General features: G+C 70.2%; 15 protein-coding genes. All 15 read left to right on the forward strand.

Annotation, left to right across the window (positions count from 1 at the left end; genetic code table 11):
- The first annotated feature begins 42 nt into the window (after positions 1–42).
- A complete protein-coding gene (gene pgsA / locus ACZ4LX_RS23455; RefSeq protein WP_467648358.1) occupies positions 43–723 on the forward strand; it encodes a phosphatidylinositol phosphate synthase in 681 nt (226 codons plus the stop codon).
- Positions 720–1,649 (forward strand): phosphatidylinositol mannoside acyltransferase, encoded by a 930-nt coding sequence (locus ACZ4LX_RS23460; protein WP_467648361.1) that lies wholly within the window; start codon positions 720–722, stop codon positions 1,647–1,649. The genes pgsA and ACZ4LX_RS23460 overlap by 4 nt, the downstream gene beginning before the upstream one ends.
- A gap of 223 nt (positions 1,650–1,872) precedes the next feature.
- The gene (locus tag ACZ4LX_RS23465; RefSeq protein ID WP_467648365.1) at positions 1,873–3,033 is read left to right on the forward strand and encodes a glycosyltransferase family 4 protein; all 1,161 of its coding nucleotides are present in this window, start codon (positions 1,873–1,875) and stop codon (positions 3,031–3,033) included.
- Positions 3,034–3,116: 83 nt separating this feature from the next.
- Positions 3,117–3,662 carry a hypothetical protein gene (locus ACZ4LX_RS23470; protein ID WP_467648369.1) on the forward strand — a complete coding sequence of 182 codons (546 nt, stop codon included), beginning with the start codon at positions 3,117–3,119 and terminating at the stop codon, positions 3,660–3,662.
- Positions 3,663–4,000: 338 nt separating this feature from the next.
- The gene (pdxS, locus tag ACZ4LX_RS23475) at positions 4,001–4,921 is read left to right on the forward strand and encodes a pyridoxal 5'-phosphate synthase lyase subunit PdxS (protein WP_467648372.1); all 921 of its coding nucleotides are present in this window, start codon (positions 4,001–4,003) and stop codon (positions 4,919–4,921) included.
- A gap of 6 nt (positions 4,922–4,927) precedes the next feature.
- Positions 4,928–5,521 (forward strand): pyridoxal 5'-phosphate synthase glutaminase subunit PdxT, encoded by a 594-nt coding sequence (pdxT, locus tag ACZ4LX_RS23480; protein ID WP_467648375.1) that lies wholly within the window; start codon positions 4,928–4,930, stop codon positions 5,519–5,521.
- A gap of 61 nt (positions 5,522–5,582) precedes the next feature.
- The gene (locus ACZ4LX_RS23485) at positions 5,583–6,335 is read left to right on the forward strand and encodes a YebC/PmpR family DNA-binding transcriptional regulator (protein WP_467648377.1); all 753 of its coding nucleotides are present in this window, start codon (positions 5,583–5,585) and stop codon (positions 6,333–6,335) included.
- A gap of 128 nt (positions 6,336–6,463) precedes the next feature.
- The gene (gene ruvC / locus ACZ4LX_RS23490; protein WP_467648380.1) at positions 6,464–7,039 is read left to right on the forward strand and encodes a crossover junction endodeoxyribonuclease RuvC; all 576 of its coding nucleotides are present in this window, start codon (positions 6,464–6,466) and stop codon (positions 7,037–7,039) included.
- Positions 7,036–7,662: a Holliday junction branch migration protein RuvA gene (gene ruvA, locus ACZ4LX_RS23495; protein WP_467648384.1), complete on the forward strand. Its 627-nt coding sequence runs from the start codon at positions 7,036–7,038 to the stop codon at positions 7,660–7,662. Before ruvC ends, ruvA begins: the two co-directional genes overlap by 4 nt.
- Positions 7,663–7,738: 76 nt before the next feature.
- Complete coding sequence (gene ruvB / locus ACZ4LX_RS23500) at positions 7,739–8,812, forward strand: Holliday junction branch migration DNA helicase RuvB (protein ID WP_467648388.1); 1,074 nt, start codon at positions 7,739–7,741, stop codon at positions 8,810–8,812.
- A gap of 165 nt (positions 8,813–8,977) precedes the next feature.
- Entirely contained in the window at positions 8,978–9,463 is a 486-nt protein-coding gene (gene yajC, locus ACZ4LX_RS23505) for a preprotein translocase subunit YajC (RefSeq protein WP_467648391.1), read from the forward strand.
- 146 nt (positions 9,464–9,609) lie between these two features.
- The gene (secD, locus tag ACZ4LX_RS23510) at positions 9,610–11,334 is read left to right on the forward strand and encodes a protein translocase subunit SecD (RefSeq protein WP_467648395.1); all 1,725 of its coding nucleotides are present in this window, start codon (positions 9,610–9,612) and stop codon (positions 11,332–11,334) included.
- A 1-nt stretch (position 11,335) separates the two neighbouring features.
- Positions 11,336–12,436, forward strand: coding sequence for a protein translocase subunit SecF (gene secF / locus ACZ4LX_RS23515; protein WP_467648401.1), 1,101 nt, complete (start codon positions 11,336–11,338; stop codon positions 12,434–12,436).
- On the forward strand, positions 12,436–12,987 hold the full coding sequence (locus ACZ4LX_RS23520; RefSeq protein WP_467648407.1) for an adenine phosphoribosyltransferase: 552 nt from the start codon (positions 12,436–12,438) through the stop codon (positions 12,985–12,987). Before secF ends, ACZ4LX_RS23520 begins: the two co-directional genes overlap by 1 nt.
- 171 nt (positions 12,988–13,158) lie before the next feature.
- On the forward strand, positions 13,159–15,726 hold the full coding sequence (locus ACZ4LX_RS23525) for a RelA/SpoT family protein (protein ID WP_467648412.1): 2,568 nt from the start codon (positions 13,159–13,161) through the stop codon (positions 15,724–15,726).
- Positions 15,727–15,909 lie beyond the last annotated feature (183 nt).

Consider the following 15,909-nt stretch of genomic DNA (forward strand, 5'->3'; position numbering starts at 1 on the left):
GGCCGATGGGGCCATACGGCCCACCGACCCCTCGGGAAGGCCATGCTGAACAAGTACGCGCGTGCATTTTTTACGCGTGTCCTCACGCCGTTCGCCGCACTGTTGCTCCGTCTGGGTGTGAGCCCCGACGCGGTCACTCTGATCGGCACGGCCGGGGTGATGGCAGGTGCGCTGGTCTTCTTCCCGATGGGGGAGTTCTTCTGGGGCACGATCGTCATCACGATCTTCGTCTTCTCCGACCTCGTCGACGGAAACATGGCGCGGCAGGCCGGCATCTCCAGCCGCTGGGGCGCGTTCCTGGACTCGACGCTCGACCGGGTGGCCGACGGGGCGATCTTCGCGGGCTTCGCGCTCTGGTACGCGGGCAGCGGCGACGACAACATCCTGTGCGCGGTCGCGATCTTCTGTCTCGCGAGCGGCCAGGTGGTCTCGTACACCAAGGCGCGCGGTGAGTCGATCGGTCTGCCGGTCGCGGTCAACGGGCTCGTGGAGCGTGCCGAGCGTCTGGTGATCTCGCTGGTGGCGGCCGGTCTGGCGGGTCTGCACAAGTTCGGTGTGCCGGGGATCGACATCCTGCTGCCGATCGCGCTGTGGATCGTCGCCGCGGGCAGCCTGGTGACGCTGGTGCAGCGGGTCGTGACCGTGCGCCGTGAGTCCGCCGAGGCCGATGCGGCCGCCGCGGTGTCGGCTGCGGCGGACCGGGGGAGCGAGGCCGCGCAGTGAGCGGCGCACCCGGGGACGCGAAGCCCGGACCCAGGGAACGGCTGAGCGACGGGCTGTACGGACTCGGCTGGGCCGCGGTCAGGAAGCTGCCCGAACCGGCCGCGCGGGCTCTCTTCCGCACCCTGGCCGACCAGGTGTGGAAGCGGCGCGGCAAGAGCGTGCTGCGGCTGGAGTCGAATCTGGCGCGGGTCGTGCCGGACGCGAGTCCGGCCCGGCTCGCGGCCATGTCCAAAGCCGGGATGCGCTCGTACATGCGCTACTGGATGGAGTCGTTCCGGCTGCCCACATGGACCCCGGAGCGGATCAAGGCGTCCATCGACGTGACGGACGCACACCGGCTGACCGAAGGGCTCGACGCGGGAAGCGGCGTGATCCTCGCGCTGCCGCACCTGGGGAACTGGGACCTGGCGGGGGCGTGGGTCACCACGGACCTGAAGGTCCCCTTCACGACGGTCGCCGAGCGGCTCAAGCCGGAATCGCTGTACGACCGGTTCGTGGCCTACCGCGAGGGCCTCGGCATGGAGGTGCTCGCGCACAACGGCGGGAGCGCGTTCGGGACGCTGGCCCGCCGGCTGCGCGAGGGTGGCCTCGTCTGCCTGGTCGCCGACCGCGACCTGTCGGCCTCCGGCGTCGAGGTGACCTTCTTCGGCGACACGGCCCGGATGCCCGCGGGACCGGCCCTCCTGGCCCAGCAGACCGGTGCGCTGCTGCTGCCGGTCACCCTCTCCTACGACGACACGCCGGTCATGAAGGCGCGGATCCATCCGCCCGTCGAGGTACCCGGCTCAGGCAACCGTGCCGAGAAGACGTCTTCCATGACACAGGCCCTGGCCGACGCGTTCGCCCTGGGCATCGCCGAGCACCCGGAGGACTGGCACATGCTGCAACGGCTCTGGCTCGCCGACCTCGAACCCCAGGGAGACTGAGGGCTGTCCCGACAGCCCTCAGGAGCTGTCCCGGGCCCGTGGGGTCCGGCACGCACCCCTGAGGGCACGGCCTCGTTCGACCAGGGGGATCCCCTCGGGCGTCGCCGTCGGTCCCGATGCTCCGCGGTGACTCCCTCCTCCGCCTCGCACCGCACGCACCGGACCCCGCCCTCTGATCCGGTCCGGCCCGAAATCCGGTCCGACCCGAACGAAAGGCCCAGCAGTGAAGATCGGCATCGTCTGCCCGTACTCCTGGGACGTCCCGGGCGGCGTGCAGTTCCACATCCGCGATCTGGCCGAGCATCTGATCCGGCTCGGCCACCAGGTCTCCGTGCTGGCCCCGGCCGACGACGAGACGCCGCTGCCGGCGTACGTGGTGTCCGCGGGCCGGGCCGTCCCCGTTCCGTACAACGGCTCCGTCGCACGGCTGAACTTCGGCTTCCTGTCCGCGGCGCGGGTGCGGCGGTGGCTGCACGACGGCACGTTCGACGTGATCCACATCCATGAGCCGACCTCGCCGTCGCTGGGGCTCCTGACGTGCTGGGCGGCACAGGGGCCGATCGTCGCCACGTTCCACACGTCCAATCCGCGCTCACGGGCGATGATCGCCGCCTACCCGATCCTCCAGCCGGCCCTGGAGAAGATCAGCGCGCGCATCGCGGTGAGCGAGTACGCGCGCCGGACGCTGGTGGAGCATCTGGGCGGCGACGCGGTGGTCATCCCCAACGGGGTGGACGTCGGGTTCTTCGCGGCGGCCGAACCCAGGCCCGAATGGCAGGGCGGCACGATCGGCTTCATCGGCCGCATCGACGAGCCCCGCAAGGGCCTGCCCGTCCTGATGCGCGCGCTGCCCGCGATCCTGGCCGCCCGTCCGGACACGCGGCTGCTGGTGGCGGGCCGGGGCGACGAGGAGGAGGCCGTCGCCTCGCTGCCGAAGGAGATGCGGGAGCGTGTCGAGTTCCTCGGCATGGTGAGCGACGAGGACAAGGCGAGGCTGCTGCGCAGCGTCGACGTGTACGTCGCGCCCAACACCGGAGGCGAGAGCTTCGGCATCATCCTCGTCGAGGCCATGTCGGCGGGCGCTCCGGTCCTGGCCAGCGATCTGGACGCGTTCACGCAGGTCCTGGACCTGGGGGCGGCGGGGGAGCTGTTCGCCAACGAGGACGCGGACGCGCTGGCCACCGGCGCGATCCGGCTGCTGGGCGACCCGGAACGGCGCGCGGAGCTGCGCGAGCGCGGAACCGCGCATGTCCGGCGCTTCGACTGGTCGACGGTGGGCGCGGACATCCTCGCGGTGTACGAGACGGTCACGGACGGCGCGGCGTCCGTGGCGGCGGACGAACGGACGGGCCTGCGGGCCCGGTTCGGGCTGGCCCGGGACTGATCCCGGGGGCGCCGGCCGGCGAGCGGCCCCGCGCCGCCCGGGGGAGGCTGTCCGGACCCCGCTCCCCGGTAGCCTTTCCGCCTGTGACCGAAACCCTCATCTGGACCGCCGTCGTGCTCATCGCGATCGGCCTGTACCTCAGTTGGACCGCGGGCCGTCTCGACCGGCTGCACACCCGGATCGACGCGGCCCGTGCCGCCCTCGACGCCCAACTGCTGCGCCGCGCCTCGGTCACCCAGGAACTCGCCACGTCCGGTGTCCTCGATCCGGCAGCCTCCATCGTGCTGTACGAGGCCGCGCACGCGGCCCGTCAGTCGGAGGAGGAACACCGCGAGGTCGCCGAGAGCGAGCTGAGTACCGCCCTGCGCGCGGTGTTCGGCGAGCCCGCCCAGGTGGAGGCGGTGAAGGAGATCCCGGGCGGTGAGGAGACGGCCTTCGAACTGGCGGCCGCGGTGCGCCGGGTCCCGATGGCACGCAGGTTCCACAACGACGCGGTGCGCGCGGCGCGTGCGCTGCGCCGCCACCGCACGGTGCGCTGGTTCCGGCTGGCCGGGCACGCGCCGTTCCCGCTGGCGTTCGAGATGGACGACGAGCCGCCGGTCGCCCTCGCGGACCGCCCGGTCAGCTGACGGCGGCGGACGCGGGGCCTGGCGGGCCTCCCGGGCTCGGTCCACGGCCGCCGGGTTCCCGGGCTCCGTCCCCAGATGCCGGGGTCTCCGGGCCAAGCCCACGGTCCCGAGTCTCCGGGCTCGGCTCGCGACGGCCCGCCACGGCCGACAAAGACCCGCGACGGCCTGCCGGACCCCTGCCCGCGGCGGCCGCGCAGGCCTCGCCCCGCCTGCCGCGCCGGACCAAAACGATCCACCGGCCTTCCATTGGCCCTTGCTGTGGCCCGGTCCCGGAGAGTTTGCTCAGCAGTGCATCACCCCCGCACGCTCAGCACCCTTTCCCCGAGTGAGGTCGATCCGTGTCCACGCATCCCGCCACCCCGCAGTCCGCCGACGCGCCGGCCACCGGCACCGCCCGAGTCAAGCGCGGCATGGCCGAGCAGCTCAAGGGCGGCGTGATCATGGACGTCGTCGACGCCGAGCAGGCCAGGATCGCCGAGGACGCGGGCGCCGTGGCCGTCATGGCCCTGGAGCGGGTGCCGGCCGACATCCGCAAGGACGGCGGCGTGGCCCGGATGTCGGACCCGAACATGATCGAGGAGATCATCGAGTCGGTCTCCATCCCGGTGATGGCGAAGTCCCGCATCGGACACTTCGTCGAGGCCCAGGTGCTCCAGTCCCTCGGGGTCGACTACATCGACGAGTCCGAGGTCCTCACCCCGGCCGACGAGGTCAACCACAGCGACAAGTTCGCGTTCACCACCCCGTTCGTCTGCGGCGCCACCAACCTGGGCGAGGCCCTGCGCCGCATCGCCGAGGGCGCCGCCATGATCCGTTCGAAGGGCGAGGCGGGCACCGGCAACGTCGTCGAGGCCGTCCGCCACCTGCGGCAGATCAAGAACGAGATCGCCCGGCTGCGCGGCTACGACAACAACGAGCTGTACGCCGCAGCCAAGGACCTCCGCGCCCCCTACGAGCTGGTCAAGGAGGTCGCCGAGCTCGGCAAGCTGCCCGTCGTCCTCTTCTCCGCGGGTGGCGTCGCCACCCCGGCCGATGCCGCGCTGATGCGCCAGCTCGGTGCCGAGGGTGTCTTCGTCGGCTCCGGCATCTTCAAGTCCGGCGACCCGGCCAAGCGCGCCGCCGCCATCGTGAAGGCCACCACCTTCTACGACGACCCGAAGATCATCGCGGACGCCTCCCGCAACCTGGGCGAGGCCATGGTCGGCATCAACTGCGACACCCTGCCCGAGGCCGAGCGCTACGCCAACCGCGGCTGGTAGTCACTGATGAGCGACACCCCTGTGATCGGTGTCCTGGCTCTCCAGGGCGACGTACGGGAGCACCTGATCGCCCTGGCCTCGGCGGACGCCCTGGCCAGGCCGGTCCGGCGTCCCGGGGAACTCGCCGAGGTCGACGGCCTGGTCATTCCGGGCGGCGAGTCCACCACGATGTCCAAACTGGCTGCCCTGTTCGGCATGCTGGAACCCCTGCGTGAGCGCGTGGGCGCCGGAATGCCGGTCTACGGCACCTGCGCCGGGATGATCCTGCTCGCCGACAAGATCCTCGACCCGCGCTCGGGCCAGGAGACCGTCGGCGGTATCGACATGATCGTGCGCCGTAATGCTTTCGGGCGGCAGAACGAGTCGTTCGAGGCGGCCGTCGAGGTCGCCGGGATCGAGGGCGGCCCGGTCGAGGGCGTCTTCATCCGGGCCCCCTGGGTCGAGTCCGTGGGCGCGCGGGCCAAGGTGATAGCCGAGCACGGCGGTCATATCGTGGCGGTACGGCAGGAAAACGCCCTTGCCACGTCATTCCACCCGGAACTGACCGGCGACCAACGGCTTCACGCGTACTTCGTCGACATGGTGCGCGCAGCCACCTGACTCGACCCCGGTAGGATCTCTCGGGTTCGTACGGAATTTGGTGACGCGAAGGAGAAGGCAGATGTCCGGCCACTCTAAATGGGCTACGACGAAGCACAAGAAGGCCGTGATTGATGCCAAGCGCGGCAAACTCTTCGCGAAGATGATCAAGAACATCGAGGTCGCGGCCCGTACCGGCGGTGCCGATGTGTCCGGCAACCCGACCCTCTTCGACGCCATCCAGAAGGCCAAGAAGAGCTCGGTCCCGAACAAGAACATCGACTCGGCGGTCAAGCGTGGTGCCGGTCTCGAGGCCGGTGGCGCCGACTACGAGACGATCATGTACGAGGGCTACGGCCCGAACGGCGTCGCGGTGCTCATCGAGTGCCTCACCGACAACCGCAACCGCGCCGCGTCCGACGTGCGGGTCGCCATGACCCGTAACGGCGGCTCGATGGCCGACCCGGGTTCGGTCTCGTACCTGTTCAACCGCAAGGGCGTCGTGATCGTCCCCAAGGGTGAACTCTCCGAGGACGACGTGCTCGGAGCGGTGCTCGACGCGGGCGCCGAGGAGGTCAACGACCTCGGCGACACGTTCGAGGTGCTCAGCGAGGCCACCGACATGGTCGCGGTCCGTACCGCGCTCCAGGAGGCCGGCATCGACTACGACTCGGCCGAGGCCAACTTCGTCCCGACCATGCAGGTCGAGCTGGACGAAGAGGGCGCGCGCAAGATCTTCAAGCTGATCGACGCGCTGGAGGACAGCGACGACGTGCAGAACGTCTTCGCCAACTTCGACGTCTCCGACGAGGTCATGGAGAAGGTCGAGGCCTGAGAGGCGACCGACCTGCGCAGCTTCCGCGGACGGGCCGACGGGGACACACCCCGTCGGCCCGTCGCATTGTCAGTGCGAGCCGATAGCCTCCAGGAACAGTTGACCGATCGGCAGGAGGGGGGCGGACCGTGCGGGTACTCGGCGTGGACCCCGGGCTCACCCGGTGCGGCATCGGCGTCGTCGAAGGCGTCGCAGGCCGGCCCCTGACGATGCTCGGCGTCGGAGTCGTGCGCACCGCCGCCGACGCGGAGCCCGGCCACCGGCTGGTGGCCATCGAGCGCGGCATCGAGCAGTGGCTCGACGAACACCGGCCCGAATGCGTAGCCGTGGAGCGGGTGTTCGCCCAGCACAACGTCCGTACGGTGATGGGCACCGCCCAGGCCAGCGCGGTCGCCATGCTCTGCGCGTCCCGTCGCGGCATCCCGGTCGCCCTGCACACGCCCAGCGAGGTCAAGGCCGCCGTCACCGGCAGCGGACGTGCGGACAAGGCGCAGGTCGGGGCCATGGTGACCCGGCTCCTGCGCCTGGACGCCCCGCCGAAGCCCGCAGACGCCGCCGACGCCCTCGCTCTCGCCATCTGCCACATCTGGCGCGCACCCGCGCTCAACCGCCTCCAGCAGGCGCACGCGGCGGCCGCAGCGGCCTCCCGCACCCCGCGCGTCCCGCGCACCGCAGCAGTCCCCGTCCGGAAGGTCCCCCGATGATCGCCTTCGTCAGCGGCCCCGTCGCCGCGCTCGCCCCGACCACGGCCGTGATCGAGGTGGGCGGCATCGGCATGGCCGTCCAGTGCGCACCGAACACCCTCGCCGCCCTCCGGATCGGCACGGAGGCCAAACTCGCCACCTCCCTCGTCGTACGGGAGGACTCGCTGACGCTCTACGGCTTCGCCGACGACGACGAACGGCAGGTCTTCGAACTCCTCCAGACCGCCAGCGGGGTCGGGCCCCGGCTCGCCCAGGCCATGCTGGCCACACACAGCCCGGACGCCCTGCGCGTCGCCGTGGCCACGGGCGACGAGAAGGCGCTCACCGCCGTGTCGGGCATCGGCAAGAAGGGAGCCCAGAAGCTCCTGCTCGAACTGAAGGACAGACTCGGCGAGCCCCTCGGCGCCCACACCGGCCGCCAGGGCATCGGCACCGCGGTCACCTCCTCCTGGCGCGACCAGCTCCAGGCAGCCCTGATCGGTCTCGGCTATGCCACGCGTGAGGCGGACGAAGCGGTGTCCGCCGTGGCGCCGCAGGCGGAGGCGGCCCTCGCGGAAGGCGCCCAGCCCCCCGTGCCGCAGCTGCTGCGCGCCGCCCTGCAGACCCTCAACCGCGCGCGCTGAGCGGACGGGCACCCCCTGACACCCGGCCCGAAACCCGATGGCACGGCACCGAAACCCCCGAGGCGGGACTGACGAGATGAACTGGGACGAGACCGGACCCGACACCGACGAGCTCCTCGACGAGCGGCTCGTCGACGCCGGCGCGGACGGCGAGGACACCGCGGTCGAGGCGGCGCTGCGCCCCAAGGACCTCGACGAGTTCGTCGGCCAGGAGAAGGTGCGCGAACAGCTCGACCTGGTCCTCAAGGCGGCCCGCGCCCGCGGTGCGACCGCCGACCACGTGCTGCTGTCCGGTGCCCCGGGGCTGGGCAAGACCACTCTTTCGATGATCATCGCGGCCGAGATGGGCGCGCCGATCAGGATCACCTCCGGTCCCGCCATCCAGCACGCGGGCGATCTGGCGGCCATCCTGTCCTCGCTCCAGGAGGGCGAGGTCCTCTTCCTCGACGAGATCCACCGCATGTCCCGGCCCGCCGAGGAGATGCTCTACATGGCCATGGAGGACTTCCGGGTCGACGTGATCGTCGGCAAGGGCCCCGGGGCCACCGCCATCCCGCTGGAGCTGCCGCCCTTCACCCTGGTCGGCGCGACGACCAGGGCAGGACTGCTGCCGCCCCCGCTGCGCGACCGCTTCGGCTTCACCGGACACATGGAGTTCTACGCCCCGAACGAGCTGGAACGGGTGATTCACCGCTCGGCCGGTCTCCTGGACGTCGCGATAGACTTGGAGGGTGCCGCCGAGATCGCCGGGCGCTCACGCGGCACGCCCCGCATCGCCAACAGGCTGCTGCGCCGGGTCCGGGATTATGCCCAGGTCAAGGCCGACGGCAGGATCGACCGCGAGATCGCCGTCGCGGCCCTGCGGGTGTACGAGGTCGACGCCCGGGGGCTGGACCGGCTGGACCGGGCGGTGCTCGGTGCCCTGCTGAAGCTTTTCGGCGGCGGCCCGGTGGGCCTGTCCACGCTCGCGGTCGCCGTGGGGGAGGAGCGCGAGACGGTCGAGGAGGTCGCCGAGCCCTTCCTCGTACGGGAAGGACTGCTGGCCAGGACGCCGCGAGGGCGGGTCGCCACCCCGGCTGCCTGGGCCCATCTCGGGCTGGTGCCTCCGCAGCACGGCGGAAAGGGACAACAGGGCCTGTTCGGGGCGTGATGCATCACAGGTTGACCCACAGAGGAACCATGGTGCCATGCTGGGCGTTGTTCCATCGATGCGGACTCGCTTAGACTCCGCCGATGCCGCCCTTAACGGGTCGGTGTACCCACCCCCGTAGACCAGGCCGCCTTCCAGCGCGGTCGTGCGAAGGAAAATCGTCCCGTGAATCCCGTGACTCTCCTCCCCTTCATCGTGCTCATCGGGGCCATGTTCCTGATGACGCGGTCCGCCAAGAAGAAGCAGGCGGCGGCTGCGACCATGCGCAATGAAATGCAGCCCGGCACCGGCGTCCGGACGATCGGGGGCATGTACGCCACCGTCAAGGAGCTTCACGACGACACGGTCCTCCTTGAGGTCGCCCCCGGCGTCCACGCCATCTACGCCAAGAACGCCATCGGCGCCGTTCTCGACGACGCGGAGTACAACCGCATCGTCCACGGTGACGAAGAGGAGTTCGACGTCGACGGCGCGATTGTGCCGGACGACGCCTCCTCGCTGACCGAGGCCGACAAGACCGACGAGGCCACGGCGGACGACGCCAAGACCGACCTGGTCAAGAAGACCGAGGCGGACGACGCCGAGCCGGCCGACGACAAGGCCGACAAGAAGTCCGAGGGCAAGGCCGACGGCGAAACCGACGCGAAGTAGCACACGACCCGGGGACGCCGTGAGCCCACAGGCATCCGGTCATCCCCGTACCGTGCGGTCTTCTGCGGGGGCGGGTCCCCACTAAACTTCGTGGCCGCTCGGGCGCGTACCCGGCGCGGGGCGGTTGGACAGGGAGAAACGAGAAGGTGGCAGCACCGAAGAAGGGCCGAGGACCGGCCGGCGGTCAGGGCAGGCCGGGGCGATCCCTGGTTCTGATCCTGATCGCCATGGTCGCTCTCACCGGCGGGATGTTCCTGGCCAAGCAGCCGACGCCGCGACTCGGCATCGACCTGGCCGGTGGTACGTCCATCACGCTGGAGGCGAAGGCCGAGCCCGGCCAGGAGTCGGCGATCAACAAGACCAACATGGACACGGCGGTCCAGATCATGGAGCGCCGCGTCAACGGTCTTGGTGTCTCCGAGGCCGAGGTCCAGACTCAGGGCGATCGCAACATCATCGTCAACATCCCCAAGGGAACGAACTCCGCGCAGGCCCGTGAGCAGGTCGGTACGACCGCCAAGCTCTACTTCCGGCCCGTGCTGACCGTCGCCCAGGGAACGCCCACGCCTGCGCCGAGCGCCTCGCCCTCCGACAAGGCCAGCCCGTCCGCCAAGCCGAGCGCCTCCGCATCGGACAAGGCGAGCAGCTCCTCCGCGAAGCCCAGCGCCGACGCCACCACCCAGGGCCGCGCGGTCACCGGCGCCCTGAAGGCGGACTCGTCGCCCTCGCCCAAGGCGAGCACCGCGCCGACCGCCTCCGCCGAGGAGCAGGCCGCCGCCGCGGATCTGCAGAAGAAGTTCGAGGCGCTGGACTGCTCCAGCAAGGCCTCCCGCTCCAAGGCCAGCCAGGGCACGAAGGCCACCGACACGGTCGTCGCGTGTGAGCAGGACGGCTCCGCCAAGTACGTCCTCGGCCCGGCCGAGGTCGACGGCACGGACGTGGACAGCGCCAAGGCCGCGATCAACCAGCAGACCAGCCAGTGGATCGTCCAGATGGAGTTCACCGGCGGCGGCGCCAAGAAGTTCCACACGATCACGGGCAAGCTCGCCCAGCAGCAGTCCCCGCAGAACCAGTTCGCCATCGCGCTCGACGGCGAAGTCGTCTCGGCACCCTCCGTGAGCCAGGCGCTGAGCGCCAACGCCGAGATCTCCGGCAGCTTCGACCAGCAGTCCGCCGAGGAACTCGCCAACGTGCTCTCCTACGGTGCGCTGCCGCTCTCCTTCCAGGAGCAGAGCGTCACCACCGTCACCGCCGCACTCGGCGGTGAGCAGCTCCGGGCGGGCCTCATCGCGGGCGCCATCGGTCTGGCCCTGGTGGTCGTCTACCTGGTGGCCTACTACCGCGGGCTGGCGTTCATCGCGCTCCTCAGCCTCCTGGTGTCCGGCATCCTGACCTACACGATCATGTCGCTGCTCGGCCCGGCCATCGGCTTCGCGCTGAACCTGCCGGCGGTCTGTGGTGCCATCGTGGCGATCGGTATCACCGCGGACTCGTTCATCGTGTACTTCGAGAGAATCCGGGACGAGATCCGCGAGGGCCGCACCCTGCGTCCGGCCGTCGAACGGGCCTGGCCGCGAGCCCGGCGCACCATCCTCGTCTCCGACTTCGTGTCGTTCCTGGCGGCGGCGGTGCTGTTCGTGGTCACCGTCGGCAAGGTCCAGGGCTTCGCGTTCACGCTGGGCCTCACCACCCTGCTCGACGTGGTCGTGGTCTTCCTCTTCACCAAGCCCATCATGACGATCATGGCCCGCACGAAGTTCTTCGCGAGCGGTCACCCGTGGTCCGGACTGGACCCGAAGCGGCTCGGCGCCAAGCCGCCGCTGCGCCGGTCGCGCCGTGTCAACGCCCCTACCGACCCGAAGGAGGCGTGAGATGTCGCGACTCGGCAATCTCGGCGCCCGTCTCTACCGCGGCGAGGTCGGCTACGACTTCATCGGCAAGCGCAAGATCTGGTACGGCGTCTCGATCCTGATCACGATCACGGCCATCGTCGGCCTGGCGGTCAGCGGCCTGAACATGGGCATCGAGTTCAAGGGCGGCGCCGTCTTCACCACCCCGAAGACGAGCGTCTCGGTCGACAAGGCGGAGTCGCTGGCTTCCGAGTCCTCCGGACACCAGGCCATCGTCCAGAAGCTGGGCAACGGCGGTCTGCGCATCCAGATCACCGAGGTCGACACCGCGAAGTCCGACCAGATCAAGGGCGAGCTCTCCAAGGGCCTCGACGTCCCGGCCGAGAAGATCGCGGCCGACCTGGTCGGCCCCAGCTGGGGTGAGCAGATCGCCAACAAGGCATGGACCGGCCTCGGCGTCTTCATGGTCCTCGTAGTGATCTACCTGGCGATCGCCTTCGAATGGCGGATGGCCATCGCCGCCCTCGTCGCGCTGATCCACGACATCACCATCACGGTCGGTGTCTACGCGCTCGTGGGCTTCGAGGTCACCCCCGGCACGGTGATCGGTCTGCTGACGATCCTCGGTTACTCCCTCTACGACACGGTCGTCGTCTTCGACAGCCTCAAGGAGGGCACGAAGGGGATCACCAAGCAGACCCGGTGGACGTACGGCGAGATCGCCAACCGTTCCATCAACAGCACGCTGGTCCGCTCGATCAACACCACGGTCGTCGCCCTGCTGCCCGTCGCGGGTCTGCTGTTCATCGGTGGCGGTGTCCTCGGCGCCGGCATGCTGAACGACATCTCGCTGGCCCTCTTCGTCGGCCTCGCCGCCGGTGCGTACTCCTCGATCTTCATCGCCACTCCGCTCGTCGCCGACCTCAAGGGACGCGAACCGCAGATGAAGGCCCTGAAGAGGCGGATCCTCGCCAAGCGCGCGGCGGCCGCCGCCAAGGGCGAGCCCAACGAGGCCGAGCAGGCGGACGAGCGTTCCCCCGAGGACGCCGCGCCCGCCGGTGCGGTCGTCGGACAGCGCCAGGAGCCCCCCAGGGGCCACGGCCGGACCTCTGGGAAGCGTTGATGACCAGCACCACCGAGAACACCAGGGACCTCCTGCTCAGCCGGATCCGTGATGTGGCGGACTACCCGAAGCCGGGGGTGCTGTTCAAGGACATCACCCCGCTGCTCGCGGACCCGGTCGCGTTCACGGCCCTGACGGACGCCCTCGCGGAGCTGTGTGTACAGCACGGCGCCACGAAGATCGTCGGCCTGGAGGCCCGCGGCTTCATCCTGGCCGCACCGGTCGCGGTACGGGCCGGTCTCGGCTTCGTCCCCGTCCGCAAGGCCGGGAAGCTGCCGGGAGCCACGCTCTGCCAGGCGTACGAGCTGGAGTACGGCACCGCGGAGATCGAGATCCACGCGGAGGACCTGTCGGCCGACGACCACATCATGGTCATCGATGACGTCCTGGCCACCGGCGGCACCGCCGGAGCCTCGCTGGAGCTGATCCGGCGAGCCGGAGCGCAGGTCGCCGGCGTCGCCGTCCTCATGGAACTGGGATTCCTGGCCGGCCGCGAACGCCTGGCACCGCACCTGCGGGGTGCTCCGCTGGAGGCCCTGATCACGGTCTGAAGGACTGCCGGACGGCAGCAGGCACAGTTACACGCGCAATGATGCGGGCACCCGGGAACAACCGGGTGCCCGCATCGCGTGGTGAGGGCTCCCGCAGTCCCCGGGGGAGCTCCGGCCGCAGGGTCGTTACGATGGCCTTTCCGGGTGTCCGGATCCGCACGAGGAGCGCTCTTGCCAGACGAGGCCCAGCCAGTCGCCGCCCCGCAGCCCGACAAGCCCGAGGCGGCCCCAGCCACGCCCGCGACGCAGCAGCCCGCGGAGAAGCCGAAGCCCCCGGCCCCTGAGCCCGGCACGGGTCCGGCCCCCGCCGAAGCGAACGGGCCCGCGCCCGTTTCCCCCTCGCAGCCGTCCGTCCCCGTCTCCCCGGCACCCACCGCACCGAAGCCGCCCTCCAAGCCCGCGGCGGCACCGGCCGCCCCCGTGGGCCCGGTGGCCCGTACCGGCGGCTCGTCCAACCGCGTAAGGGCCAGGCTGGCCCGACTCGGTGTGCAGCGCTCCAGCCCGTACAACCCGGTCCTGGAACCGTTGCTGCGCACCGTCCGCAGCAACGATCCCAAGATCGAGAGCGCCACGCTGCGGCAGATCGAGAAGGCCTACCAGGTAGCCGAGCGCTGGCACCGCGGCCAGAAGCGCAAGAGCGGCGACCCGTACATCACACATCCGCTCGCCGTGACGACGATCCTCGCCGAGCTGGGCATGGATCCGGCCACCCTGATGGCCGGCCTGCTGCACGACACGGTCGAGGACACCGAGTACGGCCTGGACACGCTGCGCCGCGACTTCGGCGACCAGGTCGCCCTGCTGGTCGACGGCGTCACCAAGCTGGACAAGGTCAAGTTCGGCGAGGCCGCCCAGGCCGAGACCGTACGCAAGATGGTCGTCGCCATGGCCAAGGACCCCCGGGTCCTCGTCATCAAGCTCGCCGACCGGCTGCACAACATGCGCACCATGCGGTATCTCAAGCGGGAGAAGCAGGAGAAGAAGGCCCGCGAGACGCTGGAGATCTACGCTCCGCTGGCCCACCGGCTGGGCATGAACACCATCAAGTGGGAGCTGGAGGACCTCGCCTTCGCGATCCTCTACCCCAAGATGTACGACGAGATCGTCCGCCTCGTCGCCGAGCGGGCGCCCAAACGCGACGAATACCTCGCCATAGTGACCGACGAGGTCCAGTCCGACCTGCGGGCGGCCCGCATCAAGGCCACTGTCACCGGACGGCCGAAGCACTACTACAGCGTCTACCAGAAGATGATCGTGCGAGGCCGTGACTTCGCCGAGATCTACGACCTGGTGGGCATCCGGGTGCTCGTCGACACGGTCCGTGACTGCTACGCGGCGCTCGGTACCGTCCACGCGCGATGGAATCCGGTCCCCGGCCGGTTCAAGGACTACATCGCGATGCCCAAGTTCAACATGTACCAGTCGCTGCACACCACGGTGATCGGCCCCAGCGGCAAGCCCGTCGAGCTGCAGATCCGTACGTTCGACATGCACCGCCGCGCCGAGTACGGCATCGCCGCGCACTGGAAGTACAAGCAGGAGGCCGTCGCGGGCGCCTCCAAGGTCCGCACCGACGTCCCCAAGAACACCGGCCGAGGCCAGGACACCGTCAACGACATGGCGTGGCTGCGCCAGCTCCTGGACTGGCAGAAGGAGACCGAGGACCCCAGCGAGTTCCTGGAGTCCCTGCGCTTCGACCTCTCCCGCAACGAGGTCTTCGTCTTCACGCCCAAGGGCGACGTCATAGCGCTTCCGGCAGGGGCGACACCGGTCGACTTCGCGTACGCCGTCCATACGGAGGTCGGCCACCGGACCATAGGAGCACGGGTCAACGGGCGGCTCGTACCGCTGGAGTCGACGCTCGACAACGGCGACCTGGTGGAGGTCTTCACCTCCAAGGCGGCCGGTGCCGGGCCCTCGCGCGACTGGCTCGGCTTCGTCAAGTCGCCGAGGGCCCGCAACAAGATCCGTGCCTGGTTCTCCAAGGAGCGCCGGGACGAGGCGATCGAGCAGGGCAAGGACTCCATCGCGCGGGCCATGCGCAAGCAGAACCTGCCGATCCAGCGCATCCTGACGGGCGACTCGCTCGTCACGCTCGCCCACGAGATGCGCTACCCCGACATCTCGTCGCTCTACGCCGCGATCGGCGAGGGGCATGTGGCGGCGGCCGGCGTCGTGCAGAAGCTGGTCCAGGCGCTCGGCGGCGAGGACGCGGCCAACGAGGACCTGGCGGAGAGCTCGCCGCCCTCGCACGGCCGCAGCAAGCGCCGCTCCAACGCGGACCCGGGCGTCGTGGTCAAGGGCGTCGAGGACGTGTGGGTCAAGCTGGCCCGCTGTTGTACGCCTGTGCCGGGCGACCCGATCATCGGCTTCGTCACCCGGGGCAGCGGCGTCTCCGTGCACCGTGCGGACTGCGTGAACGTGGACTCGCTCTCGCAGCAGCCGGAGCGGATCCTGGAGGTCGAGTGGGCGCCCACACAGTCCTCGGTCTTCCTGGTCGCGATCCAGGTCGAGGCGCTGGACCGGTCCCGGCTCCTCTCGGACGTCACGCGGATCCTGTCCGACCAGCACGTCAACATTCTGTCCGCGGCCGTGCAGACGTCCCGCGACCGGGTGGCCACCTCGCGCTTCACCTTCGAGATGGGCGACCCCAAGCACCTCGGGCACGTCCTGAAGGCCGTACGGAGCGTGGAGGGCGTCTACGACGTCTACCGGGTGACCTCGGCCCGCAGGCCTTGACGAGGAGCCCACAGGCCCGACCACGCGCCGTGGGCCGTAGCGACGAGCCTGCGGGAAGGTCCTCCCAGGACAGACATGGAGCGGGCCCGGTACGCATCGCGTACCGGGCCCGCGCCCAGGGCCGCGGGGGCGCCGTGCGCCCCCCAACACATACACGCCCGTGTGAGCCATGTGCCGGCACGC

The organism is Streptomyces sp. NPDC026062 (genome assembly GCF_055568375.1).